This window comes from Ruegeria sp. CDSC042 (assembly GCF_059610745.1).
On record NZ_JBXWOF010000005.1, the window covers coordinates 67,120 to 91,666 of the forward strand.

The 24,547-nt window shown below is 55.0% G+C and carries 29 protein-coding genes and 1 pseudogene; 9 read left to right on the forward strand and 21 right to left on the reverse strand.

The window, feature by feature from the left end; genetic code table 11:
* The first annotated feature begins 4 nt into the window (after window positions 1-4).
* A complete protein-coding gene (locus tag AC2FHX_RS12110; protein WP_496701997.1) occupies window positions 5-373 on the forward strand; it encodes an antibiotic biosynthesis monooxygenase family protein in 369 nt (122 codons plus the stop codon).
* A gap of 159 nt (window positions 374-532) precedes the next feature.
* Here AC2FHX_RS12110 and AC2FHX_RS12115 read toward each other — a convergent pair whose 3' ends face one another.
* From AC2FHX_RS12115 to AC2FHX_RS12140, 6 genes are all read right to left on the reverse strand, one after another.
* On the reverse strand, window positions 533-1,123 hold the full coding sequence (locus tag AC2FHX_RS12115) for a DUF2269 family protein (RefSeq protein WP_496701995.1): 591 nt from the start codon (window positions 1,121-1,123) through the stop codon (window positions 533-535).
* Window positions 1,124-1,231: 108 nt separating this feature from the next.
* On the reverse strand, window positions 1,232-1,738 hold the full coding sequence (locus AC2FHX_RS12120; protein WP_496701993.1) for a cytochrome b: 507 nt from the start codon (window positions 1,736-1,738) through the stop codon (window positions 1,232-1,234).
* 2 nt (window positions 1,739-1,740) lie between these two features.
* Window positions 1,741-2,073 carry a c-type cytochrome gene (locus tag AC2FHX_RS12125; RefSeq protein ID WP_496701991.1) on the reverse strand — a complete coding sequence of 111 codons (333 nt, stop codon included), beginning with the start codon at window positions 2,071-2,073 and terminating at the stop codon, window positions 1,741-1,743.
* A 12-nt stretch (window positions 2,074-2,085) separates the two neighbouring features.
* Window positions 2,086-2,475, reverse strand: coding sequence for a hypothetical protein (locus tag AC2FHX_RS12130; RefSeq protein WP_496701989.1), 390 nt, complete (start codon window positions 2,473-2,475; stop codon window positions 2,086-2,088).
* Window positions 2,476-2,507: 32 nt separating this feature from the next.
* Window positions 2,508-2,960: an anthrone oxygenase family protein gene (locus AC2FHX_RS12135; RefSeq protein WP_496730808.1), complete on the reverse strand. Its 453-nt coding sequence runs from the start codon at window positions 2,958-2,960 to the stop codon at window positions 2,508-2,510.
* Complete coding sequence (locus tag AC2FHX_RS12140; RefSeq protein ID WP_496701986.1) at window positions 2,960-3,412, reverse strand: hypothetical protein; 453 nt, start codon at window positions 3,410-3,412, stop codon at window positions 2,960-2,962. Before AC2FHX_RS12140 ends, AC2FHX_RS12135 begins: the two co-directional genes overlap by 1 nt.
* Window positions 3,413-3,551: 139 nt before the next feature.
* Between AC2FHX_RS12140 and AC2FHX_RS12145 the strand changes: the two genes are divergently transcribed.
* Entirely contained in the window at window positions 3,552-3,992 is a 441-nt protein-coding gene (locus tag AC2FHX_RS12145) for a MarR family winged helix-turn-helix transcriptional regulator (protein ID WP_496701984.1), read from the forward strand.
* A gap of 33 nt (window positions 3,993-4,025) precedes the next feature.
* On the opposite strand, the gene AC2FHX_RS12150 is transcribed toward AC2FHX_RS12145, so the two are convergent.
* Complete coding sequence (locus AC2FHX_RS12150; protein WP_496701982.1) at window positions 4,026-4,562, reverse strand: cytochrome b; 537 nt, start codon at window positions 4,560-4,562, stop codon at window positions 4,026-4,028.
* Between the two features lie 27 nt (window positions 4,563-4,589).
* A complete protein-coding gene (locus AC2FHX_RS12155) occupies window positions 4,590-5,669 on the reverse strand; it encodes a CDGSH iron-sulfur domain-containing protein (protein WP_496701980.1) in 1,080 nt (359 codons plus the stop codon).
* Between the two features lie 100 nt (window positions 5,670-5,769).
* Here AC2FHX_RS12155 and AC2FHX_RS12160 point away from each other — a divergent pair, with 100 nt between their 5' ends.
* Window positions 5,770-6,207, forward strand: a complete 438-nt coding sequence (locus AC2FHX_RS12160) for a MarR family winged helix-turn-helix transcriptional regulator (protein WP_496701978.1) — start codon at window positions 5,770-5,772, stop codon at window positions 6,205-6,207.
* 139 nt (window positions 6,208-6,346) lie between these two features.
* On the opposite strand, the gene AC2FHX_RS12165 is transcribed toward AC2FHX_RS12160, so the two are convergent.
* From AC2FHX_RS12165 to AC2FHX_RS12195, 7 genes are all read right to left on the reverse strand, one after another.
* On the reverse strand, window positions 6,347-7,444 hold the full coding sequence (locus tag AC2FHX_RS12165) for an autotransporter outer membrane beta-barrel domain-containing protein (protein ID WP_496701976.1): 1,098 nt from the start codon (window positions 7,442-7,444) through the stop codon (window positions 6,347-6,349).
* A 335-nt stretch (window positions 7,445-7,779) separates the two neighbouring features.
* The gene (locus tag AC2FHX_RS12170) at window positions 7,780-8,298 is read right to left on the reverse strand and encodes a maleylpyruvate isomerase N-terminal domain-containing protein (RefSeq protein ID WP_496702092.1); all 519 of its coding nucleotides are present in this window, start codon (window positions 8,296-8,298) and stop codon (window positions 7,780-7,782) included.
* A gap of 32 nt (window positions 8,299-8,330) precedes the next feature.
* Window positions 8,331-9,434, reverse strand: a complete 1,104-nt coding sequence (locus tag AC2FHX_RS12175) for a cupin domain-containing protein (RefSeq protein WP_496701974.1) — start codon at window positions 9,432-9,434, stop codon at window positions 8,331-8,333.
* 22 nt (window positions 9,435-9,456) lie between these two features.
* Window positions 9,457-10,104, reverse strand: a complete 648-nt coding sequence (gene maiA / locus AC2FHX_RS12180) for a maleylacetoacetate isomerase (RefSeq protein WP_496701972.1) — start codon at window positions 10,102-10,104, stop codon at window positions 9,457-9,459.
* Window positions 10,101-10,796: a fumarylacetoacetate hydrolase family protein gene (locus AC2FHX_RS12185; RefSeq protein ID WP_496701970.1), complete on the reverse strand. Its 696-nt coding sequence runs from the start codon at window positions 10,794-10,796 to the stop codon at window positions 10,101-10,103. The genes maiA and AC2FHX_RS12185 overlap by 4 nt, the downstream gene beginning before the upstream one ends.
* A 10-nt stretch (window positions 10,797-10,806) precedes the next feature.
* A complete protein-coding gene (locus AC2FHX_RS12190) occupies window positions 10,807-11,988 on the reverse strand; it encodes a 3-hydroxybenzoate 6-monooxygenase (protein ID WP_496701968.1) in 1,182 nt (393 codons plus the stop codon).
* A gap of 88 nt (window positions 11,989-12,076) precedes the next feature.
* The gene (locus AC2FHX_RS12195) at window positions 12,077-12,823 is read right to left on the reverse strand and encodes a class II aldolase/adducin family protein (protein WP_496701966.1); all 747 of its coding nucleotides are present in this window, start codon (window positions 12,821-12,823) and stop codon (window positions 12,077-12,079) included.
* A gap of 146 nt (window positions 12,824-12,969) precedes the next feature.
* On the opposite strand from AC2FHX_RS12195, the gene AC2FHX_RS12200 reads away from it, so the two are divergent.
* From AC2FHX_RS12200 to AC2FHX_RS12225, 6 genes are all read left to right on the forward strand, one after another.
* Entirely contained in the window at window positions 12,970-13,902 is a 933-nt protein-coding gene (locus AC2FHX_RS12200; protein WP_496701964.1) for a LysR family transcriptional regulator, read from the forward strand.
* A gap of 245 nt (window positions 13,903-14,147) precedes the next feature.
* A complete protein-coding gene (locus tag AC2FHX_RS12205; RefSeq protein WP_246097204.1) occupies window positions 14,148-14,744 on the forward strand; it encodes an RNA polymerase sigma factor in 597 nt (198 codons plus the stop codon).
* Entirely contained in the window at window positions 14,741-15,481 is a 741-nt protein-coding gene (locus AC2FHX_RS12210) for a hypothetical protein (RefSeq protein ID WP_282027170.1), read from the forward strand. The genes AC2FHX_RS12205 and AC2FHX_RS12210 overlap by 4 nt, the downstream gene beginning before the upstream one ends.
* A 54-nt stretch (window positions 15,482-15,535) precedes the next feature.
* Window positions 15,536-16,612, forward strand: coding sequence for a helix-turn-helix domain-containing protein (locus tag AC2FHX_RS12215; protein ID WP_496701962.1), 1,077 nt, complete (start codon window positions 15,536-15,538; stop codon window positions 16,610-16,612).
* A gap of 521 nt (window positions 16,613-17,133) precedes the next feature.
* Window positions 17,134-18,528, forward strand: coding sequence for a bifunctional enoyl-CoA hydratase/phosphate acetyltransferase (locus tag AC2FHX_RS12220; protein WP_281972984.1), 1,395 nt, complete (start codon window positions 17,134-17,136; stop codon window positions 18,526-18,528).
* Window positions 18,521-19,693 carry an acetate/propionate family kinase gene (locus tag AC2FHX_RS12225; RefSeq protein ID WP_496701960.1) on the forward strand — a complete coding sequence of 391 codons (1,173 nt, stop codon included), beginning with the start codon at window positions 18,521-18,523 and terminating at the stop codon, window positions 19,691-19,693. The genes AC2FHX_RS12220 and AC2FHX_RS12225 overlap by 8 nt, the downstream gene beginning before the upstream one ends.
* A 3-nt stretch (window positions 19,694-19,696) precedes the next feature.
* Here the strand turns inward: AC2FHX_RS12225 and AC2FHX_RS12230 are convergent, their stop codons facing one another.
* The 6 genes and pseudogenes from AC2FHX_RS12230 to AC2FHX_RS12255 form a co-directional block, all read right to left on the reverse strand.
* Window positions 19,697-20,170: a hypothetical protein gene (locus tag AC2FHX_RS12230; RefSeq protein WP_496701958.1), complete on the reverse strand. Its 474-nt coding sequence runs from the start codon at window positions 20,168-20,170 to the stop codon at window positions 19,697-19,699.
* Window positions 20,171-20,179: 9 nt separating this feature from the next.
* A complete protein-coding gene (locus AC2FHX_RS12235; protein WP_496701956.1) occupies window positions 20,180-20,449 on the reverse strand; it encodes a hypothetical protein in 270 nt (89 codons plus the stop codon).
* A 127-nt stretch (window positions 20,450-20,576) separates the two neighbouring features.
* Window positions 20,577-21,242, reverse strand: a complete 666-nt coding sequence (locus AC2FHX_RS12240; RefSeq protein WP_496701954.1) for a D-lyxose/D-mannose family sugar isomerase — start codon at window positions 21,240-21,242, stop codon at window positions 20,577-20,579.
* 16 nt (window positions 21,243-21,258) lie between these two features.
* Window positions 21,259-22,185, reverse strand: coding sequence for a carbohydrate kinase family protein (locus tag AC2FHX_RS12245; RefSeq protein WP_496701952.1), 927 nt, complete (start codon window positions 22,183-22,185; stop codon window positions 21,259-21,261).
* 36 nt (window positions 22,186-22,221) lie between these two features.
* Window positions 22,222-23,202 (reverse strand): glucokinase, encoded by a 981-nt coding sequence (locus AC2FHX_RS12250; protein ID WP_496702090.1) that lies wholly within the window; start codon window positions 23,200-23,202, stop codon window positions 22,222-22,224.
* A 42-nt stretch (window positions 23,203-23,244) separates the two neighbouring features.
* Window positions 23,245-24,546 (reverse strand): annotated as a pseudogene (locus AC2FHX_RS12255) (GH1 family beta-glucosidase); the annotation flags it as partial.
* Window position 24,547: the final 1 nt, after the last annotated feature.

Genomic DNA, 24,547 nt, shown 5'->3' on the forward strand with positions numbered 1-24,547 from the left:
AATCATGGCTAAACTTGTAGAACTTGATGAGGTCGTCACATTGGCCGAGCAACTGGGCAGCAGTGAAGGCCCAGTTGTTCTGGTGAACGTATTCTCGATCGATCCGAAAGACGAAGAAGCGCTGGTTGCCGCGTGGGCGCATGATGCCGGCTTTATGAAGGCGCAGCCTGGCTACATTTCGACTCAGATGCACAAAGGTCTGGCCGGTAGCGGAACTTATATGAACTATGCAATCTGGGAGGACGTCGCGTCTTTCCGTAACGCGTTTACCAACCCGGAATTCCAGGCCCGGATCGGTCAATACCCTGAGAGCGCAGTCGTGCGTCCTCACTTGTTCACCAAGATGACCGTCCCAGGTTTCTGCGTGGGTTAATACTCAGTATTGTCATCAATCTTTTGGCCCGATGACTTCTGGTTCTTCGGGCCAAAGGGCCACCATTACCTCTGAAATTCGTGGGGCACTACTAGCCAAGCGATGCGCGAGGAACCGGCAATAGCTTAGTGCTGAACGTTCCCAACGCGTTAAAGTCCATCACTCTGTCAAAAAACCCGTGGCTTCCTGACGATTAGCTTGGCGACAGAGCCAAGGACTTACGGTTGTCAGAATAAGCGCGAATTCGATCGCGAAGCCGATCCCGATCAGAAGCAGGGCCCAGCTTTCGGGCCGAAAGGTTCCCAGGACCAAGATCAAAATAAGTATCGGTAAATCCAGAGCCCGACAAAATAGGGACAAACCGTTGTTTCGAAGTGCCTCGAGCTTTTTGACCGCTTGTCCCTCGGCAAGCATTCTACGACAGCGACGCAAGTCAAATCTTACTTTGACGTGAACCACAAACAGCCAAACCGAAAACAGGCCAACCATGCCCGCCAACCATGGTGTTTCCAATAATTCAACCGGGCCATAGTAGTTCGCAATCAGCCATCCGCCTGATGAGATGACAAACAGGGTCCCTGGCAGAGCGAGGAAGCTATAGGCAATGCTCATGGCCCCAAGTGCGTTCTTGTAGCCAGCCTGTGTTGCAATTCGGCGGGACAGAATGTCTTGGACAAAAACCGAAAACAAACCGGCCGCGACCAGTAGGATTCCGAACAAGTGAGTGAACTTCATAAGCGTAAACAGCATCGGTGTGCCTCGGGATTTAACTAAAGAGCTGTAAGCTCAGATTTTGGGTGTCTGACTTAATAGTTTGGTGCACTGGTGCGCAAATTTCGCGATGTCGTTCATCAAGTATCAGGATGTCTGTGCACGGCCACGCTTGGGCCTTTTGAACCACATCCGCGCAAAGAGCTTGTCTTTTTGAACGAACTGATGCCAAGCGGCAGCGAAGGCATGAGCGACGACTGCGACCATCAACAGATCCGTTGCAAGGCTATGAACCCTGTACAGGACTGTCTCAGTGAACCCGGCGGGTAGCATCTTGTTGCCTTGAACCACGTGTATCAAATCTGACTCGACTGCGATCCCGGTGCCCGATACGACGACGGCGCCAAGAAGAATATACAAGGCGGTATGCATCCAGCTTGCCAGTCGCACTTGTATATTCAACCCACTTTCCGGCGCGCTTGGTTTCTCTGTTTTGAAACGGACGAGAAGCCGAAGCATTATCAGCCCCAGGATCAAGATTCCGCTGGTCAAATGGAAACTCAGAGGGGCAATGCCTCCCGACAAAAGTGTCAGGATTATGAGAATTGCCATAAGCCAATGCAGCGTAACAAGAAGAGGGTGGTAACGGTCCATTGTTACTTCACCAACTCCAACATGTAGTCGATCGCAGCGTCGATCTGTTCGTCGCTACAGGTGGTGCAGCCGCCTTTCGCTTTATGGTCCTTGGTGCCACGTAACACGATATCGCGCATGCGCTGTTCTGAATCCCGTTGCAGGAACTTTTGCCAGGTGTCCGGTTTCTTGACGTTGGGCGCGCCTGACATGAAGCCTTTAAAACCGCCCGTGTGGCATTCTGCACATACGGATTGAAAGGTAGTATTATCTGCAACAACCGGGCTGCCAGCGCTGAAAGCGAACACGGTCACCACCGCGGAAAGCCCACCGCGAAGTCCAATCTCAAAAGCCATTTTTGAACCCTTTCACTGAGCCTGATTTGTGCAGGCTTTTACAAGTCCAGCACATTTCGTGATGCTGCCACCGCCCCAACCGGCGCGGTTTTCGCTATTGATGCTCTGAATAACGCGGTCCGAGATGGTGAAGTTGAAGACGCAAGCCTTAGGGTCTTCGGCGGCTGCAGCTGATGGCAGTGTTAATCCGTCCGGTCCGCGCACCTGAGCAGAACTATAGGTGGCAATGAATTGACGGCCCTGAGTTTCCACAGTCGCGGGTTCGCCAATGCAGGTTTTCAGACGTTCGGCAGGAGCACCTTGTAATGCAGCTTTCGCATCTTGAACGGTTTGCAAATAGGTCGCGCCGCATGCAGCCGTGGTGATCACAATGGCTGTGGCTAGAATGAAAGGTGATTTCATCGTCTTAGGTTCCTTTGGTCAGTGCCGAGATTTTAAGCTCGTCGTATTGCCAGATAAGCGAAGACAGTTGCGGCAATCCCGCAGATGATCCGAAGCCAATGCACCTGCAGCCAAAGCTCCAGCGTGTCAGCAACTTCGGCTGTTGGCAGACCCCCAGAGGCAAAAGCCGTGTTCGTCGGAACAAAGAATGCGAATGTCAGGATCGCCACGATCATCCAACTGAGTAGCGCTGCAATCCACATTCCACGAGCGGGGCTTCGCCAAAACAATGCCACGCAGAGAATCGAGCCGAGAAGAGCCGGCATCGATACCAAGGGTATGGTTCGCTGGATGAAAACGTTGTTCACAGCAAACCAGTTCAGGAACTGCTGCGGGTCAAGGCTTTGCCAATAGCCGCCAAGCGTCATTTCGATAAACAGCATCGACCCGGCAAACATGCCCGAGGCTATGATTGTGATCGCTTCCGTCGTGCGGGTCACGGACATCATGCTTTTACCTTCCGATGACGAAGTCGACCTTTCATGCGAAGACCGTCGCGCATGCTAAGGCTCATTAGCGTGAGGTTCGTCGCACCGGCGACCAGCTCGAGAGTTTGCACCAGATAAAAGGTACTATCGAGTTCTCCGGCTTTCGCTTTAGCGGCCAGAAAAAGGGCTGCAGGAATCAGGATCGCTATGCCGTTGAAGGCGATGATTGGCATCCGGCGGGCCTTGTCCCCAAGCACCCCGCCGCGACGCTTGCCTGCAAGGGTGAAGCCCGAGCCGCCAACAGCGGCCATTGCCGGGACGAGAATTAAGAAGCCCCAAGGTATTGTCGTTTTGACCGCGATGATCTGTGCTTCGGTGCCAAAGAATTCGACGATCACAGTGGAAAGCCAAAAACTGGCGATCATAAGAAAGGCAAGGGCGCCTGCAATCGGGTGAATTTTCTTAGTCATCTGAAGTCTCCTTTCTCGCATCATACATAGTAAGCTATGTAAATGGTGTGAGTCTTATGTGAAACGACTCATTGTCAGAACACATATAGCAAGCTATACAATAATTGTATAGTCTACTATGTAAAAGAATCGATGGAATATGACCTTTTCACGAGAGAATTCTCCGGGATATCTGATTAATCACCTCGCGCGCCTGTTTGCGAACGCGCTGCAAGAGCAAATAAAGCCTCTTGGCCTTTCAACAGGTGTTTTCCCGATCATGGTGCACTTATGGGAAGACGACGGCCTGACGCAAAAACAACTGGTTGAGCGTGTCGGGATCGAACAGGCTACAATGGCCTATACTTTGGCTCGGATGGAGCGAGACGGCCTGATCATCCGTCGACGAGATACAGAAGATGGGCGCATCCGACAAACATGGCTGACAGAGCATGGTAAGTCTTTGAAAGAGCCAACGCTGAAGCGGGCAAGCAAGCAAAACGAGTTAATATTGGAGGGGCTAAGCGATACTGAGCAGCAGCAAATTGTTGCTCTTATTACCAAAGCTATCAAGGCAAATGGCACGCGAGCTAGATATTGAGACGCGGCCTAAATCGCACCGCACCCCAATCAGTTAGTTAACTTGGCCAAACCACATGCGCCCGAAAGTGCCGTCTTTTTTGACATAGTGATGGTAAAGCGCGCCAACGACATGAAGCGCTAGCAAAACAAGCAGAAACCGCGCACCGGCCCCATGTGCAAGCCGTGGCGGATAGTTGAAGAAGTTCGGTAACGGTGCAGTTGATCCGCCGAACAGAATAGTTCCGGCGCCAGACATCACGAGCATGCCTATGCCGCTGGCGACCATACCCAAGGTAACGATATAGAGCAGGAGATGGACCGCCTTGCCGATAAACACCTGCCAAGCCGGGTCAGTTTCCAAATGGGCGGGCTTTTGATCAGCAAACATCCACCACCCGATACGGATAAGTGTGAGCAACAGTACCGAAATACCGATTGGGACATGGACTGAAAGAACCCCTGCCTTCGCGGCGCTGACATCAATGGACGCCGCCCGAAACCCGCTTGCAAAAAGCGCAATGATCAATGCTGCGCTGAGCCAATGCAGAGTGATTGCCACAGTCCCATAAGACGTTGTTGTACTTTTCATTTCGATTGCCTCAGTTGAATTTCGAGTTCACTCAGCGCTGTCTTCCCAGCCAATGTCGACATGCGACCCATCGCAGAATGGTTTGTTCTTGGAAGCACCGCACCGGCAAAGGACGTATTTATTGGATGACGCGCCCTCAGCCCACTGAACATCCTGCAAGTCAACTCCGGTTACCCGAAAGGGTCCGTTACGCTCGATTGTAATGCCGGGGTTGTCGACGCTGGGTTGCTGTGGCTCGCCACCTGGTTCGCTCCAGGACAACGCGCCGGAAGGGCAGGCTGCAACAATTTCGCGAATTGCGTTGGCGTCGCCATTGTCAGGCTCAATCCATGGCTTTCTGCTCGAGTCGAAAACAGACTTCAATCTGCGGCCGCATTCCCCCGCATGGGAACACAACAGGCGATTGTAGTGAACTGTGATATCCTTGCCTTGATATGCGGTCAGCTTGTCCGGGGTTCGATCCTTGGACACCGCTGAACTAAAGCCAATACCAGTATGTGAACTGTCACAGTAAGGCTTGGACTTTGACGCTCCGCAACGACACAAGGCCAAAGATTTTTTCACGGCTACATCGGAACCGTCAGCATCGGTCAATCTGGGGATTTCTCTGGCCAGAAGGGGGCCATCCGGAAGACCGCGGATTGTCGCGGTTTTGTCCGCAACGCTAGAACCGCCGCCGATCTTGCCGGTCATACGCAGCCCATCCCGTATATTCATCCCCAGCAAGCTGAGGTTGGTTGCACCGGCAAGAAGTTCGACGGCCTGTACGACATAGAACACAGTGTCAAATTCTCCTGCCGAGGCCTTGCTGGAAAGGAAAAATGCACATGGGATAAGGACGAGAATTCCATTTCCGGCAATGAACGGCATGCGCCTTTTCTTGCCCAATACCAGCTGGTCCGTCCGGTTTTTCCCAAGCGCCATACCAGAGCCGCCCGCAACGATCATCGCGGGTATCAGGATAAACATACCCCGCAAAATCATGGTCTTCACCGATGCAATGGCTTCATGATCAAGGAACAGTTCTGAAAAAACACTCGACGTCCAAAATGTCAAAATTGTTAGAAACGCGATGCCACCGGCGGTGGCATGGATGCGGGTTTTCATCTGGATAGTCCTTCTATGCAGTTGCGCGTGTCGTACACTTGGCTGTGCATAGCCTGCTATATATCATTGCATCCACCGCTATGCAAATCTAAAAGGTTCTATGGAATTTGATCACACGTCTTCGCCCGGGTACCTCATAAACCATTTGGCTCGTTTGTTTTTTGAGGAATTGCGCAGACGTATTGAACCTTTGGGCATAGTGCCGGGACAATTCCCCGCATTACTTGCGCTGTGGCAGAAGGATGGGCAGACGCAGAAGGAACTTGTCGACAAGCTGGACATCGAGCAGGCGACTATGGCGAACACGTTGAACAGAATGGAACGTGATGGTTTGATTTCGCGTAAACATCACCCTACAGACGGCCGCGCAAAGTTCATTTTTCTGACAGAAAAAGCCAAATCGATCCGCGACGATGCCTACGAAGCTGCGACGAAAGTCAACGATTTGGCATTGAAAGACCTTGCTCCGGACGAACGGGAGCAATTTGTGAGCCTGATGCAACGCGTGCTTCATACGTTACAAGATTCAGAGCACTAGAACTGGGTGACGAGAACATACAGCCTATCAAAAGTAGCCGCCGGATCGTCTATGAGGGCTGGCTTTCTTCTGCAGCTATTGAATGTTGTTGTACTTGGGCAATGGGCGGCACAGATGTGCCGCCCTTTTTCTCGATAGATCAGAACGCCTTGGTGAAGGCAAAAGTGAGCCCGTTTTGCCGGCGCACACCGTTTAGGCCGAGGCGACCGGAATATGTCAGGTCGAAATAGCCGCCGGAATTCGTCAGATGCGTAATCCCCAGCCCGACAACACCGTAGGTCGGTTCGTCAAGGTACTCATCCAAGTCGTTGACCAACTCGTGTTCAAGGCCCAACGTCGCCTTGGGTGACCAAGTTCCTGGTCTCAGCTCTTTTGAGATCCTGGCCTTGGCCCAGATTGTGCTATAGGTCTCGTCCGGACCATCGACACCTGACGCCAGATTGCCAAAGCTGTCAGCAGTCTCTTCGATCCATGCCCGTTGGTACAAAACGCCAAAGATTGGGTTCAACACCCATCCTTGGGGCAACCATTTCAAGTCTGACTTATCAAACCGGCCGACAAGTTCAGATTGGATGTACAGGCGATCATCGTCCTGGTTTTGGGTCAATGTGGCTGTTGGGCTTACCGGCAGCGAGATATCAGTCTCGCCGAACATGTATTCCATCCGAGCCGACATGCCCCAATTTGGATTGAATTGCTTCAAGGCATCCGCGCGCAAACCCCATCCGCCATAGGTCAAATCGGCAACGCCAATGTTTTCGATGTCGGTGTTTTCGTAAAAGGCGCCGAATGCAAGCATCGTATTCACATCAAAAAATTTGACGTACTGAGCATCGAGACGAATGGTGTCGGCGTCTACCACGACGATGCTGCCATCACCATCTGTGGCGACGTATTCAGTCGAAAACCGAATGAAGGAATCCGGCCCGATCATCTTCAACGCATGAATATCAATGATGCCCGAGACAGGTGACGTCTCATATCCGGATGTTGGCCCTCCTGCATGCGCGACACCGGTAACAGCGCGCGCGACCCCAATCCTTGTCTGAGCTATGCCAAACGGCTCATTCGACAGATAGCTTTCCAGCAAGCCAGACCCGCCAAGGTTGTAGATCGCAGCAATCCCAACCGGTAGCTGGCCCTGCTGGCCGCCATCCTGAGTGTCCTGTTCTTCTGCCATTGCCATGGTAGCACACGCCGCCAAGGCCATGCCCATTAGTGGTGTCTTGGTATTCATGAGGTCCTCCCTAGAAATCCCTAAATATGAGTATTGGGAAGATTATATAGTACAGAATTCCCAAATACAAAGAAAACACTTTTAAAAATACAGTGTTTTTCCTTTAAAATGATAATTCTGTCATAGATTTTCAAACTGGGGTTGAAGTTCGTCAGGATTGACAACCAAAAGAGAAACTTTGACGCCTTTTGGGGGATGCAAAGCGAGAGATTCGAATTGCTATCTAGCATTCGTAGATCGCGCATAGATTGAAGTCGAATGGACTTTCGTCGCTGTTTTGATGTGCATTCACGCCCAGCGATCAGAAGCGATATTCAGACGGATCCACTCGCCGTCTATTGGTGATGGCGCTCTTCCAAAAGGGCCCGGGCCTGATCTGGAAATACAGCGGAGTCAGCCCCGACATTCAAGTCAAGCGCCGCGCCCCATATGACCTTTGCACGTTCGGAAGGCGTGTCCGATATTGAGGTCTGAGGATCGGACATTCCCCATTCGAAATCAGTTAAGTCACGCCAAACTACATTTAAGTGAACGGCCGCGTGGCTGAAGAGATGATGAAGCGCGCGGGCTGGAATTGTTGCGTATTCATGTATGTCATTTCGCCCAGGGACCGTTGTTTCAAAGCTGGGGCTATCAGATCGAACACGTTCAATCGTTTCGCACATGTCCCGGGCGTGCAAACCGACTGAAGCAATGACATGTCGCCGCTGCCAACCAGGCACAGTGCTGTCCGCTGATAAAGCGGTATCGGGTAGATCATTTAATAAGCGTGCAAAAAATGCGGTGCCGCGGCGGGCTAGAAGCAAGTCTTGCTTTGGTGCCAGATCTGAATCAAATCTGGCGCCAGAACCCATTCTTGCTCGGTGGTCTTGCCGTGCATTATCGGTCACTCTTGGCCTTCAACGTAGCTGCGCGCGAAGTTGAGCCGTTCCATAATCGGGGCATCCGAAAAACGGAAAAGATCAAATTGTGTTTCCGCCTCCAAGGCCCATGGAACCCAGGACGGGATCACAAACAGGTCGCCGATGTCCAACGCGCGACGTTCACCGTTTATGATGACCGCACCACTGCCTTCGAATACCTGGAACACGGTTGATCCGACATCGCGTCGTGTCTGGGTATTTGTTCCTTCACGCAGACGATGGAATTCGCACCGGATTGTCGACATCACATCGCCTCCGGTCGTTGGATTCACATATCGGATCGCGGCGTGGCCCGGCGCTATGGTTGCCGGGTTTCCTTCGTCTTCCAGCAAAAGCTGTTCTGTCAGCGCCCGGTCCGTGAACTCCCAGCGATATGCGCCGATTGGCGACGAAACGGTGTTCTGCAGTTGCGACAATGGCCGCAGACCTGGGTGGCACCACAGACGCTCTCCTTGTGAGAACCGCGGCGTCGCATAATCGGTTACCCGATCCGATCCGAACTCGAAAAATCCGACATCGTTTTGCTGGCTGAACGGAATGTCCAGACCATCAATCCAGGCCATGGGATTGTCGGTATCGTTGTGATGACCATGGAAGTTCCAACCTGGTGTCAGCAACAGGTCTCCGCGGCTCATTCGAACCGGATCGCCATTGACAACGGTCCAAACCCCTTCACCTTCGACAACGAAACGAAACGCATTTTGTGAGTGGCGGTGTTCAGGCGCGGTTTCCTTGGGGCCCAAGTATTGGATCGCTGCCCAAAGCGTGGGGGTTATGTATGCGTTGCCGCCAAGGCCGGGATTGGCCAATCCCAACGCGCGACGCTCGCCACCCCGACCGACGGGGACAAGATCACCAGACGCCTCTGCCAGAGGCAGGATCGTTTGCCACTTCCAAACATAAGGAACTGCCTTCGGCTTGGGATGCATCGGCATCAAATCCCCAAGCTGAGTCCAGAGCGGAATGATATGCTCGTCTGCAAAATTCTTGTACAAATTGCGCAGCTCGGGGCTGTCTTCGGGCTGCATTGAATGCTCAACGTTCTCGTGGCTGGTATCGGAACTCAAAACAGTCTCCTAAAGTCTTTCATTATACTGCATCGGGCTGGTTCGGTGGCGCCGCATTTCGGAACGCAGGAAGTGCATCCAATGCTTTGTAAATACGCGATATGTTTGGCCAATCATTCATCGGGATGCCAAATCTCTTATTGTTCCAGATTTGCGCATACAAACAGACATCGGCCAATCCGGGTGTCTCGGACAAGCAATAGATTGATTGTTCTTCCCGAGACGCCAGCGTCTGTTCAAACGCATCAAGTGTGGTTTTCACCCAATGTGTGAACCAGCTTTTCTGCTTTTCCTCATCCGCATCGAATTCACTGCCCAAATATTGCAATACGCGCAGGTTGTTCAGCGGATGGATGTCACATGCAATCATATAGGCAAGCGCACGGTCCTGCACCTTTCCGTCTGGATCGGAAGGAAAAAGTGCAGGTTCGGGATAAACCTCATCCAGCCATTCGATGATGGCAAGGGATTGGGTCATGACCGTGCCATCTTCCCGTACAAGGCAAGGAACCAACCCTTGGGGGTTCATAGCCAGATATTGGGGACTTCTGGTTTCGCCCGTGCGAAGAACATAGGCGATATAGTCGTAGTCCAACCCTTTCAGGTTCAACACCGCACGCAAACGCGTCGATGTTGAAGACCTGAAGAAGTTATGTAGCTGAAAGTTCATTCAGCGGCCCCGATTGTTGTGGTGATGTGCCCCAGCCCTTCGATGCTGACGACACAGACATCACCAGGATCCATCGATCCAACACCTGCCGGCGTGCCGGTCATGATCAGGTCGCCTGGTTTTAGCTCGATGAAGCTGGACAGGATCGAAACGATTTCGGGAACGGACCAAATTAATTCCGAAAGATCAGCCTGCTGCTTAACTTCTCCGTTGACGGTCAGCTTGATTTCCCCGGTTGACAGGTGGCCAACGGCCGAAACCGGGTGGATCGGGCCAATCGGGGCCGAGCGGTCAAAGGACTTACCCATGTCCCAGGGGCGTCCCTGTTCCCGGGCTGCAAGCTGCAGGTCCCGGCGGGTCAGGTCATTGCCGACAGCGTAGCCCCAGACGTGATCGAGGCTGTTGTTCATTGGAATGTTGCGACCTTCTTTGCCGATCGCAACGACCAATTCCGCTTCGTAGTGGAAATTGGCGGTCTCAGCCGGGTATGCGACGGTTTCGCCGTCCATAACCACTGCATCAGCGGGTTTCGAAAAGAAGAACGGCGGATCGCGGTCAGGGTCTTTACCCATTTCGCGTGCGTGTGCCGCATAGTTCCGGCCGACGCACAAAATACGGCGCACTGGCAGACGATCATCGCTGCCAGCTACCGGAAGGGTTACGGTGTTTTGAGGGGGGAAAACGTAGCCCATCTGTTATCCTTTAATTTTCAAGTCCATTCGATCCGTACAACCAATGAAGTTGGTCGCACCATTCGTCGGGTGTCATGTTCGACATTACGTGGTCGCGTACGGCGGCCTGCGCATCGTCCGGGTGATAGATATAGTCGCCGATCAGGCGCGAGTTCATCTGAACACGTGCCGTCCGAACCCGGCGTTGGTTCTGGTAGGTTTCCAACGCGTTCTCGATGTTGTCGCCATAGTTTTCCATGCAATGCGACAAGCAGACAGCATCCTCGAGCGCCATACATGCGCCCTGAGCAAAATACTGCAGCATTGGATGAGCCGCATCGCCCAAGAGAGCCACGCGACCATCGCGCCAGTTGGAAATCGGATCGCGGTCACAAAGCACCCAAAGCTTCCAGTCCTGACCGTGTTCGATGATCTGACGCGCTCGGGGGGCAATGTGTTCAAAGCCCTGCATCACTTCTTTGCGGCTAACGGGTCGACCTGCAATAGGCTCCTGCAGGTCGCGGTGATAGGTGACAACCAGATTGTAAACCTTCCCGCCCTTCAGCGGATAGTGCACGATGTGGCATTTGGGGCCAGCCCACAATGTTGCAGCATTCCAGCGCAGATCTTCAGGCATCTGCTCTGTGGGAATGACGCTTCGATATGTGGTGTGACCTGAAATTCTGGGCTCGCCATCTCCGATCATTTGGGCTCGGATTGGTGAACGAAGCCCTTCCGCACCGATCAGCGCAGCGCCTTTGAATACACCCAGAGATGTCTTGAGGCTGACGGATTTTCCATCCTGTTCGTAACCGCTAACAAGTGTGTTCGTTCGAATGTCGATCAGGTCACTTGCTTCGCAATAATCCAGTAGGACCGAGTGCAGATCGGCGCGGTGAACAACAGCGTATGGGTTGCCCATACGTTTTCTGAAGTCCTCACCCAGCGGGATTGTCGTGATATCATTCCCGTTCTTAGCATCCATTAGACGCAGTGAATCGACATACACGGCCTTGGATCGCGCTTCGTCTCCAACGCCCAGATAGTCAAAAGCGTGAAAGGCATTTGGTCCGATCTGGATACCAGCACCGATCTCTCCCAAAATGGGGGCCTGTTCGACAACGATCGAACGAAAACCCTTGCGGGCAAGACCAGCTGCGGCGGCCAAGCCGCCGATTCCGGCACCTGCAATCAAAATAGGCTCTATTGGCACTGTTGCCTCCTTAGTCACTTTGGCAAGAGGTCACACAGGCAACGCTCTTAGCTATATCCATTTGCCGGAAATGCGCGGCTCGGCTTTGTTACAAGCCGGCGAAGCCCGCACGCGACACCCAGTAATCCCAGGCCCGGGCCAGGGGCATGTCGCCCAAAAGCATCGCGCTGGTTTTGTCGATTTCACCATCTGTCAGATGTTTGAGGGAACCCAGCGCCAGCGACTGCTGAACTAGCGCGGCATTGTCTTTAAGACCGGTCGCAACCATGCAAACTGCCCGGATGTTTGCAGCCACACAGATACAGCCGTGGCCACGCAGCAGGGCAACACTGTTTTGCCCAAGCGCACGCGAAAGAGAGTGGCCCATATCCATCCGGTCAACCAACATATTGGTGTCACCAAACTCGTCCTGGCTGTCCCAGGTCGGAACTTCTTTGCCAATGACTGACGACATGTGAAAGATCGGACGCAAGGACACATCATTCATTGTGAACGGAATGATCGAGCGCGCATGATGATGCGCCACCGAGTTCACATCGGGTCGGTCTTTGTAGATCGCCCCATGAATATGTCGTTCGTTATATGGCCGACGATGATCTTCGCCGATAAGTTCACCTTCCAAAGTGAACTCCATGATGTCCTCGCGAGTCACATTGATAGGGCTGCGCGAACGGGACAGAAAATAGCGATCTTTCCGCAGCGGGTGGCGCACGCTGACGTGCCCAAAACTGTCTATAACGTCTTCACGCGCAAGAATTCTATTGGCCAAAACCAACTCGTTAATAGCCGCATCAATTAGCCGAGCGTCGTTTTGTGAGTCGTGATCAAGAGGCATCTACATCTCCAAGCCAAGTTGGGATGCAAAATAGAAACGCTGACGCCTGATGAAAAATATATAGTACAGGGGTAATTCATATCATATACTAGATATGACAGTGGAAGCTCATCAGAACAAAAAAGTCCAAGGGCGAGGGTCAACAGATGCGGTCACTCATCAGTCAGCTAACACTTCACAAGCTTGAAGTGTTTTGTCACGTCGCCGAGTTAGAAAGCGTTTCGCGGGCTGCTGAGGAATGCAGCATCGCACAGCCCGTTGTAACAACGCATATCAAGGCGCTTTCTGAAAAACTGGGGGTGCAGCTTACGCAGCGCAATGGGCGGCGGATAGCGCTGACAGAAGATGGGAAACGCATATACGTCTGGGCCAAGGAAATCGTGTCGCAGACACGAGAGCTTGAGCAGGAACTTCAGGATCGCAAATCCGGCGCGGTTGGGCACGCCTCAATCGCCGCGTCAATGACTTTGGGGTCATACATCCTGCCGTCCATTGTTTCTCAGTTCAAAACGGACCACGAACAGAGTGATATTTCAGTGCAGGTTGCGAGCCCAAAACTGGCCAGCGAGCAGGTATTGAGAGGCGAATGTGACTTTGGACTGACGATTGTCGACCAGATTCACGGAATCCGCGGGCTTGATGTAACGCCGTTGTACAATGAAAGATTGATCTTGGCGGGGTCAGATAAGACGACCTTTGTTGGCAATCAGGTGACACCAGAGAAGTTGAAGGACCTTCCATTTGTCACCGCAAGGACAAATACTGCCCGGCGCGATCTCGAAGACTATGCGCTGATGACTCATGGAATAATCAGAAGCAATGTCACACTGGAATTTGGACATGGCGAAGCCATCAAACAGGCCGTCCGGGCAGGGGCGGGCATCTCATTCCTGTTTTGGTCTTCTGTTAAAGACGAATTGGAAAACGGGTCTTTACGAGAGATAAAAACACCGGGGATGTCGCTGGCCTTTCCGATCTATCTTGTTCAACGAAAAGACCGGAACCTCACAGCATTTCAACAAAAGCTGGCCGAGTATATCTGCACAGAGATCAAACGCCTAGATGAAGCGCAGTCGTGAAGCGGCTCCATGCCTGAAATCTGACCTCACAACAACGATCCAGAAAATAGAGTGCGCAGGATATGTACGTGTATCTTCGCGACCTAAACCCATCTCCTTGATCCGGCTGTCTGGATGTAGACTCCGTTCCTAGTGAGGATGTTTCGATCAGAGCATGCGGATTTCCGATCAGATCACGGGAAATTTCAAAGACCGCATGGTACTTTCCTTTTCAACATAAGTTCCATTTCTTTCCCGCGCAGGGTATGTCAGGCCTGACCCAGCGAACCTGGTTCGTGAAAATGATAGAGGTCGTGAAGCAAACTATGGTCGGTGAATTGAGTTCCGAGCAGGCCGTGCGCGGCGCGATCCAGACGCATTCGAGGCGCGTCTGGCGGTTTGGGCTTGCCCTGTCGGGTGCTTCCGATGTGGCCGATGATCTGTTGCAGGCTACTTGCCTGCGTGCGCTTGAACGCCACCACCAGGTCACGTCATTTGAGCGGTTGGACAGTTGGTTGATGACGATCTGCCGTTCAATCTGGTTGAATGAGCTGCGTGCACGCTCGGTCCGAAAAGCACAGGCACTGTCGTTGACCCCAGAGTCAGAGCTGATTGCATCCGGACCGGACTCGGAAACGAATATATTCGCCGCCGAAGTGTTTACCCAAGTGATGCAGTTGCCAGAAGCACAGCGAGAAACGGTGATGCTGGTCTATGTCGAAGGCTATAGCTACCGCGAGGCCGCAGCATTGCTGGAGGTGCCAATAGGAACGATCATGAGCAGGCTGTCCAATGCGCGACAAAAACTGAAAGTCGTGATGCAGCATGAGGCGGCAGATGCCGTTCGACGGAGTCGCAAATGAAGTTTTCCGATGAAGTTCTCAAAGCGTACCTGGAAGGCAAAGCGAATGAAGCCGAGGCTCAGGCGATAGAAGCTGCGGTTGCGGCCGAACCCGAGCTTGAGGCGCGCCTGATGGAGCTCGATCCATTCGCACCGGTGGTGCAAGCGGTGTTTGAACATGTCCCGGCCGAGATGCCCCAGGTGGTTTTGCCTGACCCAAATGCCGAGATAAAAACCAGTGGCGGTCCTCTGCGCCTGTTGGCAGTAGCTGCATCTGTCGCGGTGATTTCTGTGTCGGCCACATATTGGGTAACCAGGCCTCAGCCCATGGGGTGGGCTGAGCAGGCGGCGATCTATCAATCACTATATGCGGCGGACACGATCGCGGGGATGGACAGCTCGGAACAGGCGTTGACAACTCAGTTTGATCAGGCCGAGGCACAGCTGGGTCTGTCCTTGAGACGTGACACTCTTGAGGCGTTGCCGGGGATGGAATTGAAGCGTGCGCAGGTGTTGTCCTTCAGGGGCAAACCGTTGGTTCAAGTGGTCTTTGCGAATGAACAGGGCCAGCCTTTTGCCTTCTGTGTCATTCGTCAGGGTGAAGGCGCGCCAAGCAAGGATTTGAAAGAGGCAGTGCTCAGCGGGTTGGCGACGGCCACCTGGTCCAAAGACGGTTATGGCTATATGTTGATTGGTGACAGCGATCAGACTGACCTGGAAAGTAAGCTGGATATTCTGACCGCGACCTTTGCAAGCTGAGGTGGCGTCAAAAACGCCTTGTGAACCTGCGGAAATACCAGAAATATAGCGGACATGACCACCACACCCGTCATTCCCAATCCGGATGAGGACGAGGACCCCCTCGGCCCGCGCAGCATCTATGATGATGACGACGCTGATGAGGATGATCTGTGGTTCCTGCCACCTGACGAAGAGGCCGTCGAGGATTTCCTGCCGCCCGGTCCAAGGGTCGACCGCAGTCTTTTGTTTGATCCCAGGGACTGGCGTGCGGCGCAGGCAGATCTGTCGTTGGAACTGGCCGATCTGGCAGTTAGTTTTGGCGCCTTGGACGAACGTTTGCGCGCCGGTCCGGATGGGTGGACACACCGGCTGGCGCTGATGGATGTATCCGATTTGGGATGGTGGACCGGCGACCGGATCAGCGTTGATCGGCTGGCGCTTTGGACCGGGCTTCGCATTGGTGCAACCGGGGATGATGTGCAGGCCCTGTACCGCGCGGGTTGGGCCGTACGGCGGCTAACATCCGGCGCCGCGCCATCGGATGGCGGGTGGGAGATTGGCCTGACAGCCTTTTTAGATCGAATTGCGCAGGGGATTGACGAAGTCCCCGAAGCCATCGCCGATCTTGCCGAAGTCATGCGCAATTCCGAGGGGCTGCACCCGGTGACGCAGGCCGCCATCGGTTTTCATGCCTGGCGGGCCCTGTCTCAAGGCATCGGACAGGATACCGAGGCTGCAATCATTGCCGCCCGTCATGCGGCCAAGATGGGGCGGGGCGGGGCTGTGTTCATGCCCTTGGTTCTGTCGGGTCCGGGTGCGTTGAGAGGTGTTGGTGAACCATCAGAAAAGCTTGCTACCTGGATCAGGGGAACAGGGCAGGCGGTATTGTCCGCCTTGCTGCACCTGGACCGGGTCAGCGCCTGGGAGCAACGCGCCAGAGAGACCACTGCAGAGTTGAGCGGGCGCACACCACCAAGACTGATCGACGTGTTTACGGCTTGGCCAATGGTTTCGGCCCCATTGGCGGAAGAGCTGACTAAAGCCTCACGCGCTGCGGTTCAGCGCAACATTGACCGTTTCAGCCGGAGGGGCTTGATCCGCGAGGTGACAGGGCAAGGACGTTACAGAGTTTGGACAGCGGCGCTGTAGCCCAAACAGGGTCATCAGACCAATATGCCCGGTCTGCCGCATTGAATACCAGCTTCCGCAGGTTTTTGCCTGTGCAGATGTGAATGCCCGTCCCATTTTTGCCCCCGCATTACTGGCTAGTGGAAACAGGTCTAAGGGCGGCAAAGTGTTTGGCCGGATCGTATATATGTCAAAAGTGGTTCTTAAATCAAAAATTTAACTCGCAATTTGTGAAAACTATTCTTGGTTGACGGTGTGGATGGCAAGCCACCTCAGGCGCAGTACTCCTTCGGAGGGTCCGGGCAGTGCTGTTGTCGAACAAACCATCATTTTAAATTGGGCTGTTGAAACATTGTCCGGCCTATTGCCGTCAGCAGAGGATCGGCTAGAGGTAGGTTAACGTGTTACTGGCGAAGGTATGGATCCGTCATCCGATCTGGAGGATTTGGCGCAGGTCGAATAGTGACCGAGAATGCCCCGCTCCGACCCGCCGCCAATTCCGAGGCATGCCGATGCACCGTCTGAAAAAAGGCCTGACCAAAATGAAGATCCAGGAAAACCGAACCTTTTCACAGCTCGAGGTCGGAGACGAAGCCCAGCTGACACGATTGTGCACGGTTGACGATCTTTACGCCTTCGCCTCGGCATCGGGGGATCACAATCCTCTGCATCTGGCGGCCTATGACGGTGACGGCGACGGACACCCCGAGGCGGTGGCCCCTGCGCTTTGGCCCGCCGGTCTGGTGGCGGCTGTCTTGGGGAATATTTTGCCGGGCGCGGGAACCCAGACCCGCGCGGCCAATCTACGGTTTCACGCGATCGTTCTGGCCGGAGATGAGTTGACCGCAGTTGTTCGGGTTACAGAAAAATCCGACGATGGTGATGTTATCTGCACCGCCGAGGTTCGGCGTGTTGGCGACAGCACCCTGGTCCTGAGCGGAGATGTCCGAGTCACGCCGCCCGCAAAGCATATGGAATTCGATTCGATCGAGGTGCCGGGACTTATCGTACAACGCCACCGACATTTCGAAGCGCTGCTGGCGAAAGCCAGACCCCTTGACCCGATGCCAACTGCTGTTGTTGCACCTGAAGAGCCAAACTCATTGGGGGGTGCTTTGCTGGGGTATAGCAACAGCATTATCACGCCGATCCTTGTGGGTGATCCCGGCAAGATCGCTGCCGCAGCCGAGGCACTGGGTGCCGATCTGTCCGGATTTGAAATTATCGAGGCCTATGGCCACCAAGCCGCCGCCCATCGCGCGGTTGACCTGGTGGTTGAGGGCAGGGCGCAAACACTGATGAAGGGGCATTTGCACACCGATGACCTGTTGCGCGCGGTTCTGCGCCGCGAAAACGGGTTGAGAACCGGGCGAAGGCTGTCACATATATTCGTTATGGATGTTCCGGGGATGTCGCGTCCGATCATGGTCACTGACGCGGCCGTGAATATTGCCCCTGACCTCGAAACCAAGGCTGATATTGTTCAGAATGCAATCCATCTGGCACATTCCATCGGGATTGAGACCCCAAAGGTAGGCGTGCTTTCAGCCATTGAGACGATCAACCCGCGCATGGCGTCGTCAGTTGATGCCGCCTTGCTGTCGAAGATGGCCGAACGGGGTCAGATCACAGGAGGGTTGGTTGACGGCCCCCTGGCTATGGACAACGCGGTCGATCTGAATGCGGCACGCACCAAAGGGATTACGTCCGAGGTGGCTGGTGCTGCGGACATTCTTGTCGCCCCAAACATAGAAGCAGGCAATATGGTGGCGAAACAGCTGACCTTCATCTCTCATGCCGAGGCGGCAGGGATCGTGGTCGGGGCTGCTGCTCCGATTATCCTAACCTCGCGTTCGGATGATGACGACTCGCGTCTGGCGTCCTGCGCGGTGGCGGCGCTTCATGCATATGCAAGTAAAGGCAAACTCCATGGCTGACCATGTTCTGGCACTGAACGCCGGGTCCTCATCACTGAAATTCGCGCTGTACGAACTGGTTGATGACAACCGTCCCAGCATGCGGTGGCGCGGACAAATAGAACGTTTAGGTGATGCACCACGCCTATTGGCCCAGTCGGCAGGCGGCAGATCAGTAGATCGTCCCCTGTCGAGCACCAAAAGCCATGATGAAGCGATCCACGCATTTCTTGAAATGGCGCGGGAATATCTTCCTGACATTCATGTGTGCGCAATAGGTCATCGCGTAGTGCATGGGGGAACGGTCTATTCCGAGCCTGTGCGCGTGGATGACACCGTCATCAACACTTTAGAAGGGTTTATTCCTTTTGCTCCTTTGCATCAGCCCTACAGTCTTTCGGGTATTCGTGCAGCCAGCGCTGCCTTCCCCGGAACAACTCAGGTTGCCTGTTTTGACACGGCGTTTCATCGCACCCATCCGTGGGTAAACGACACCTTTGCCTTGCCGAAAAGCTACTATGACAAAGGCGTTCGCCGCTATGGGTTCCACGGGCTGAGCTATGACTACATTTCGAACAAGCTGAAAGAAACGGCACCGGGTCTGTATGATGGCCGTGTGGTTATCGCCCATCTTGGAAACGGGGCATCCATGTGCGCGGTTTCAGGTGGGCGCGCTGTGGCTTCGACCATGGGGTTCTCGGCGCTTGACGGGTTGCCGATGGGCACGCGCTGCGGTCAGCTGGATCCAGGTGTCGTGCTGTATATGCTGCAGCAGGACGGAATGACCGCAGAAGAGATTGCCGAAATGTTGTACAGAAAATCCGGCCTGCTGGGCCTGTCGGGGATATCATCGGATATGCGCACGTTGTTGGCCGCTGATACGCCCGAAGCCCGAAAGGCAATCGACTATTACGTCTTCCGTATCCGGCGAGAGCTTGGCGCCCTGTCCGCCGCACTTGAGGGGATTGATGCGCTTGTCTTCACCGGTGGCGTTGGTGAGAACGCGGCCCAGATCCGGCAGATGGTGTGTGATGGAATGCGATGGATCGGGATCGAAATGGATCACGCCAGGAATGCCGATGGTGGAACAGTTCTGTCCACGGATTTCAGCCGTGTCCGGATTCTGACGATCCCCACAAATGAGGAGATGGTGATCGCGCAGGCTGCGGTGAATTTTCTGGAGTAGGTCTTATTCGTTCGGCGTTTCTTTCCGGCGCCGGGCGTATTTCAGCAGCATGCTCAGCAAGGCCGTGATGGCTTCGGGCGCCAGTACGCCAACCGGGTCGCGGCGAATTCCGGCTACGGTGTTTTGGACCTCGGCCAGGGATTCCCTGATTTCGGATTCAATGTCTTGCAGCGCCATATCCCGAAGTTCGACTGCGGCCGAGGCATCGCCGTGTTGGTTTATCGAATTGGCGAGCAGAACCAGAACCAAAGCAAGTACCAGATTGGTCCCCGCAACAAGTATCGCAGCAACGGGTTTCGACAGGGTCGCGGAAAGCCAGAAAAATCCGGCGAGATTCAGCATGATGATCGCCAGGCCCACCGCCACTCCGGCGGCTAGGTAAAACCCGGCCCGTTTCACGGTGATCGCAAGCTGTGCGCGTGCGATCAAGCGTTCAGCGCGCAAAATGACTGAGACATTGCGGGATATGCGGCTCATGGGCGTCTCCTAGCGTGACCGGCCAAGCATGTAGCCTAGGGCAAAAATACCAGCGGCAAACAGAATTGATTTTCTGTGCGGCAGATCTTCGAATTCCTCAAGTATATCGTCAAGCTGTGTGGACCAGGATTCGAGGTTATCTGTAAGCCGGTCGGCGATGGTTTCGTGCAGCGGGGCGTCAGCCCCTTTATCTGGCGAAGCGTTTTTTGCAGTTGGCTGCTCGGCAAGTTGCCGCCGCAACTCTGCGATCTCTGCTTCAAGCTCGGCTTTTGTCACCATTGCTCAGGCTCCTTCCCGGCGGACCACTATCAGCGTGCCAGTATCGCCCATGGTAGACTGATTTTCCGATTTAGTAAAAGGGGCTTATCGGGTTCAAAGCCGGTGCCAGCGCGCCTATGCGCCAATGTCAATAATCCGCAACCAGCAGGAAATCCGGGATGGCGTCTTCCTCGATTGTCGCAAAGCGAGGGATCGGCTGTTCGAAGACGTTGTCGGTTCGGTCGTCATTGACGGTAGACACTTCGCCAATCAAACAATCGCCTTTTTCCGCCCAGAACGCGTGCCAGATACCCGGCATCAAGGTCACGCTTTGACCGGGCTTTAGCCGCAGCAGTTCGCCAGGTTGAAGCGTCACAGGGCAGTTGTCGCTAGGCACGGTCACAGGGGTATCGCGGTCAATGCCGCCCTGAGGGTCTGAGGCGTAGATTTCCATCACCAGATCGCCACCGCCCCGGTTGATGATATCCTCGGCTTTGACGATGTGCCGGTGCATCGGCGAAAGCTGCTTGTCCCGCGACACCAGCAGTTTCTCGGCATAGAGCATGCCTTGCCCCTTGTTCAGATCGCTGACATCGCCATTGCGTAGGGTGAACAGGAACAGGCCAAGTTCGTCAAACCGACCCTGGCCATAGTCGGTTATGTCCCACCCAAGCCCGCGTTCACGGATACCGGCCGCCTGTTCGCTGCGCATTTTCTCGGGCGACCAGCCCGCAAAGGGCGGCAGCACCGCGCCAAAGGAACGGATAAAGGCCTCGGCCTCGGATTTGATTTCGTTGATTTCGGAACGTTTCATCGGCTTCTTCGTTGGGTCAGAGTTCATGGGCCCAGGGCGGGTTTGCCCCGGCGCGCGCGACGGTTACAGCGGCGACTTCCGCCCCTTTCGAAAGGGCTGCGCGCAAGGCGTTTGCTGGCAATGTGCGCAATTCGGGTTTTGTTAAGTGGCCTGATTGATCTAGGGCGGACAAGACGCCTGCGTTGAAAGTGTCACCGGCGCCAACGGTGTCGACGACCTCGACCTTTTTTACGGGAACAGAAACGTCGGACCCGTCCGCAAGATACCCGATCGCGCCTTCGCTGCCCCGGGTGACGATCACCACCGAAGGTCCTGCCTGCAGCAACAGCGGAATTTTCTCAGCAAGGCTTTCTGGGCCCGGAATGATCCAGTCCAGATCTTCGTCCGAGACCTTGACGATATCCGCTTGCGCAATCATGCGGTTCAGCCGGGTGCGATACCGGGTCTGATCCCGGATGAAATCCGGGCGAATGTTTGGGTCCAACATGACGGCGCGCTCTGATCCAAAGCGGTCAAGCACCGCCGCATAGGCATCTGCGCAAGGCTCGCATGCCAGACTGATCCCGCCCAGATACAGCGCCGAGACCGAGGGCAGATGGATTGGCATATCCTCTGGCGTCAGCATCCGTCCGGCCGAGTTTTCATCGACGAAACTGTAGGCTGCCTGCCCATCCTTGAGCTGTACAAATGCCAATGTTGTCGGGCGGTCCGAGTGGATTACCCGGTCGGAGTCAACATGGCTGGCCTTGAGGGCGGTCATAAGCTGTTGCCCGAACATGTCAGACGAAAGCCCGGTCAGCAGACCCACCGGCGTATCCAATCGACCCAGGGCAATAGCCGTGTTGAAAATCGCACCGCCAGAATGGGGCACAAACCCCAGTTCGCCCGAGATCGTGGGCGTCTCGATCATATCGATCAGGGCTTCACCACAGCATAGGATCATGCCGGGACCTTTCTGTTTCTGAAACGTGCGGTCAGACTACCGCCTTAGCGCATTTTTACAGAAATTGTTAGCGCCAACAATGCCAAATTCATCCTGTTCCGAGACATACAGGTTCATGGATCGGCGCAACTCGCTGAACCGGCCTCCGGCATTAAAGGCGTCTCGGAAGGCGTCCTTGAACAGCCAGCGGTTCTTTTCGGCCACGCCGCCCACAAGGAACACGCCACCGGAAGGCATCATGACGACCGCCAGATCGCCCATGACCGCGCCTAGATGTGTGGTGAACATATGCGCGGCCTTGACGGCATGGACATCGGTTCCGTCGCGTGCATCCTGAAGGATATCGCGCGCTGTTCGGGGCTCGGCCTTTGCCCGACCCCCTGCCAGTTCGATGGCCTGATAGAGGATTGGCAAACCCGTACCGCTGAGGAACATTTCCGCCTCAAGTGTCAGGGTGTCGTCAAAGAAACACTCGGGGGCTACCTGCCGCGCGGCGTTGAATATTTCGACCTCGTCCTGACTTCGGGGCGAGAGGCCGATATGGCCGCCTTCGCCGGACACCGTGTGATAGCGGCCATTCGAATATAGCAGCGATCCGACACCTAGCCCGGTTCCAGGCCCGACGACCAGACGTGTGCCTGTCGGCGGGTGCTTAGCCCCCTGCAGAACTTCGACATCGTCACCCGTAATCTCGGCAACAGACCACGCAGCGGCAGTGAAGTCGTTGATCACAAAGGTATGTCGGGCGCCCGTTGCCTGAGCGATATCATCCTCTGACAGATCAAGTTGGGCGTTGGTCAGCCTGATTGTACCGTTGCGGACAGGTCCTGCCCCGGCGGCAACCACGGCCCGTGGGTCGGTTCCGATCTCGTCGCGCAGGCTGTGAAAGGCTTCGAGCAATTCGGGCAGCTTGCCGGTGGGGTATTTGTGCAGATCTGTCAGCTCACCATTGGTGATAACGCCAAGCCGCGTATTGGTGCCGCCGATATCGGCCACGAGGTTCCAATGGTCGTGCATGGCCCCAGCCGGTTGCGCCAGCGGCAAGGACACGGTGCCTCCCGTCAGGGCCTTTTGTACTGCGGTGTAGGATGCCTTGGGTGTCCGTTCCATCGTCTGAAAGTCCACGTCCACAAGGCCGAACCGCTTCTCATATCCCAGCGCCCATTCGTAGTTGTCCAGCAGGGACCAGATGAAGTAACCCTTGATCGGCACGCCCTGTGCCAAGGCGTCCTGTACCGCCGATAGATGTTGGTTCAGATAGTCGATCCGGTCGCTATCCTGCTGCCGTTCGGGGCTGGCCATGCCATTTTCCGTCACCAGAATCGGTAGGTCCCCGGTGTAATCCTGCTTGGTGCGGGTCAGAAACCGGGTCAGGGCGGCGGGTTCGATCTCCCACCCCATCTGAGTTTTGGGCAGCGGGCCGGCGATTTCCTGCAGACTGGGCCAGGTGGTCTCCGAAGGCGCAATCAACTTGCGGGTATAGTAGTTCAGACCACACCAATCGACCGGCGTACCGATGATGTCGAAATCATCCTGCCAGCCAGCGGGCAGGTAGGGCTCTAACCCCTCCAGAACGTTGTCTGGATAGGCCTTGTTGAAAACGCCGCCCAGAAAGAACCGGTTGTAGATGCCGTCATACAGATCAGCCGCGCGGCGCGCTTCGGGGCTGTCATCTGCGGGTTCGGCCCATTCCAGGTTGAAAACCGCGCCCAGGTTGGACATGCCAAGGCCCCGCATCGCGTCGATGGCGCTGCCATGGGCCAGAAGGACGTGGTGCATTGCGCGGGCGGTTGCACGGATGTCGCGCAGACCCGGGGCGTGATGGCCTTCGAAATGGCTGAGCCAGCTGACGCACCACGGCTCATTTATGGGGGCGACGCTGTACATCCGATCGCCGATGCGGCCCATGATGACCTCGGTGAAATCGGCGAACCACCCGGCGATATCGCGATTGCGCCAGCCGCCCAGATCGGACAGCGGCGAGGGCAGCTCCCAATGGTAAAGCGTGGCGCAGGGGCGGATACCGCGTTCCAGCAGCGCATCGGCCAGCCGATCATAGTAATCCAGCCCGGCCTCATTCACCTGACCGCGGCCTTCGGGCAGCACCCGCGCCCAGCTGGTCGAAAACCGGTAGCAATCAAAGCCGCCATCGCGCACCAGATCCAGATCCTGCGGGAACCGGTTCAGGTGGTCACAGGCCAGATCCCCGTTTTCATTTCGCACAACATTGCCGGGGGTCCTGGCAAAGGTATCCCAATGGGTTTGCCCGGCCCCTCCCTGTGCGTGGCCTTCGATCTGATAGGCCGAAGTTGCGACGCCAAAGAGGAAATCTTTGGGGAAATCAGTGCGGTTGTATATCATA

Bases quoted from the DNA above. Each gene is read 5' to 3' on its own strand.
- AC2FHX_RS12155 (WP_496701980.1), bottom strand. From the start codon at position 5,669: ATGAAAACCCGCATCCATGCCACCGCCGGTGGCATCGCGTTTCTAACA.
- AC2FHX_RS12230 (WP_496701958.1), bottom strand. From the start codon at position 20,170: ATGAGCCGCATATCCCGCAATGTCTCAGTCATTTTGCGCGCTGAACGC.
- AC2FHX_RS12225 (WP_496701960.1), top strand. From the start codon at position 18,521: ATGGCTGACCATGTTCTGGCACTGAACGCCGGGTCCTCATCACTGAAA.
- AC2FHX_RS12115 (WP_496701995.1), bottom strand. From the start codon at position 1,123: ATGCTGTTTACGCTTATGAAGTTCACTCACTTGTTCGGAATCCTACTG.
- AC2FHX_RS12165 (WP_496701976.1), bottom strand. From the start codon at position 7,444: ATGAATACCAAGACACCACTAATGGGCATGGCCTTGGCGGCGTGTGCT.
- AC2FHX_RS12205 (WP_246097204.1), top strand. From the start codon at position 14,148: ATGTCAGGCCTGACCCAGCGAACCTGGTTCGTGAAAATGATAGAGGTC.
- AC2FHX_RS12160 (WP_496701978.1), top strand. From the start codon at position 5,770: ATGGAATTTGATCACACGTCTTCGCCCGGGTACCTCATAAACCATTTG.
- AC2FHX_RS12245 (WP_496701952.1), bottom strand. From the start codon at position 22,185: ATGATCCTATGCTGTGGTGAAGCCCTGATCGATATGATCGAGACGCCC.
- AC2FHX_RS12110 (WP_496701997.1), top strand. From the start codon at position 5: ATGGCTAAACTTGTAGAACTTGATGAGGTCGTCACATTGGCCGAGCAA.
- AC2FHX_RS12250 (WP_496702090.1), bottom strand. From the start codon at position 23,202: ATGCACGACCATTGGAACCTCGTGGCCGATATCGGCGGCACCAATACG.
- AC2FHX_RS12195 (WP_496701966.1), bottom strand. From the start codon at position 12,823: ATGCCTCTTGATCACGACTCACAAAACGACGCTCGGCTAATTGATGCG.
- AC2FHX_RS12235 (WP_496701956.1), bottom strand. From the start codon at position 20,449: ATGGTGACAAAAGCCGAGCTTGAAGCAGAGATCGCAGAGTTGCGGCGG.
- AC2FHX_RS12210 (WP_282027170.1), top strand. From the start codon at position 14,741: ATGAAGTTTTCCGATGAAGTTCTCAAAGCGTACCTGGAAGGCAAAGCG.
- AC2FHX_RS12220 (WP_281972984.1), top strand. From the start codon at position 17,134: ATGAAGATCCAGGAAAACCGAACCTTTTCACAGCTCGAGGTCGGAGAC.
- AC2FHX_RS12200 (WP_496701964.1), top strand. From the start codon at position 12,970: ATGCGGTCACTCATCAGTCAGCTAACACTTCACAAGCTTGAAGTGTTT.
- AC2FHX_RS12125 (WP_496701991.1), bottom strand. From the start codon at position 2,073: ATGGCTTTTGAGATTGGACTTCGCGGTGGGCTTTCCGCGGTGGTGACC.
- AC2FHX_RS12185 (WP_496701970.1), bottom strand. From the start codon at position 10,796: ATGGGCTACGTTTTCCCCCCTCAAAACACCGTAACCCTTCCGGTAGCT.
- AC2FHX_RS12170 (WP_496702092.1), bottom strand. From the start codon at position 8,298: ATGGGTTCTGGCGCCAGATTTGATTCAGATCTGGCACCAAAGCAAGAC.
- maiA (WP_496701972.1), bottom strand. From the start codon at position 10,104: ATGAACTTTCAGCTACATAACTTCTTCAGGTCTTCAACATCGACGCGT.
- AC2FHX_RS12215 (WP_496701962.1), top strand. From the start codon at position 15,536: ATGACCACCACACCCGTCATTCCCAATCCGGATGAGGACGAGGACCCC.
- AC2FHX_RS12145 (WP_496701984.1), top strand. From the start codon at position 3,552: ATGACCTTTTCACGAGAGAATTCTCCGGGATATCTGATTAATCACCTC.
- AC2FHX_RS12140 (WP_496701986.1), bottom strand. From the start codon at position 3,412: ATGACTAAGAAAATTCACCCGATTGCAGGCGCCCTTGCCTTTCTTATG.
- AC2FHX_RS12135 (WP_496730808.1), bottom strand. From the start codon at position 2,960: ATGTCCGTGACCCGCACGACGGAAGCGATCACAATCATAGCCTCGGGC.
- AC2FHX_RS12240 (WP_496701954.1), bottom strand. From the start codon at position 21,242: ATGAAACGTTCCGAAATCAACGAAATCAAATCCGAGGCCGAGGCCTTT.
- AC2FHX_RS12130 (WP_496701989.1), bottom strand. From the start codon at position 2,475: ATGAAATCACCTTTCATTCTAGCCACAGCCATTGTGATCACCACGGCT.
- AC2FHX_RS12150 (WP_496701982.1), bottom strand. From the start codon at position 4,562: ATGAAAAGTACAACAACGTCTTATGGGACTGTGGCAATCACTCTGCAT.
- AC2FHX_RS12120 (WP_496701993.1), bottom strand. From the start codon at position 1,738: ATGGACCGTTACCACCCTCTTCTTGTTACGCTGCATTGGCTTATGGCA.